This is a genomic window from Vibrio sp. 1069, assembly GCF_033340555.1.
The window spans coordinates 1-843 of sequence record NZ_JAWOWP010000219.1 but is presented as its reverse complement, the minus strand read 5'-3'; the positions used below and the strand labels follow the sequence as shown (position 1 = coordinate 843).

The 843-nt window shown below is 52.3% G+C and carries 1 protein-coding gene; it reads right to left on the bottom strand.

Annotation, left to right across the window (positions count from 1 at the left end):
- The coding region (locus R7040_RS25570; protein WP_318097441.1) for an FAD-dependent monooxygenase at window positions 1-843 on the bottom strand (843 nt) is incomplete at both ends.

Below are 843 nucleotides of genomic sequence, written 5' to 3'. Positions count from 1 at the left end.
CCAGTTCTGGTAGGTGCCCCTTCAAACCCAGTGCACGTTTCATGATCTCATCTTTAGCACCCGGTAATTGTCCCGCTAAACTCAAGCCAATACCGCGAACCAGTTTTTTCGCTGGATGGCCACCAGAGAATAAATCACGGAAACCTTGCATCGCCGCAATCATCTTCGCCGCTTCAGCCTTACGCCAACGCTCATAGCCACGCAGATTGCGTTTACTACCAATGTCTTGCCCTTGTTTCCAAAGAGTCAGTACTTCTTGCGCCAGGCTGGCTGCATCCAATAAGCCGAGATTCACGCCTTGGCCTGCTAATGGGTGGATGGTATGAGCCGCATCGCCAACCAGTGCAACACGCTCAACTACAAAGTCTCGGGCATAACGCATTTTTAGCGGAAACGCCGCTCGCCCTCCCACCACTTCACACACGCCTAAACGAGCATCGAATTCGCTGGTTAGCGTTTTGTTGAACGCTTCATCGCTCATGACCAGCAATTCTTCCGCTCGGTTTGGCTCTGTAGACCAGACGATAGAACACATGTTTGGTTGAGACATTGGCAAGAATGCCAAAGGCCCGTGAGGTGTAAAAATCTGACGCGCGATGCTGTGGTGCGGATCCGCTGTTTTCACATTAGCAACCAACGCATGGTGACCGTAGTCCCAATGCGTCAAAGGAATATCCATCTGGTTACGCAGCCACGAATTCGCGCCATCTGCGCCCACCACCAGCTTCGCTGTCATCGCTTGGCCGTTATCGAGCGTTAACCAACTCTCTTGTTCACCGACCGCGAGTGTCGCACAGCGCGCTGGCATGAATAGCGTCACATTCTCTAGCTTTTGCACTTGTT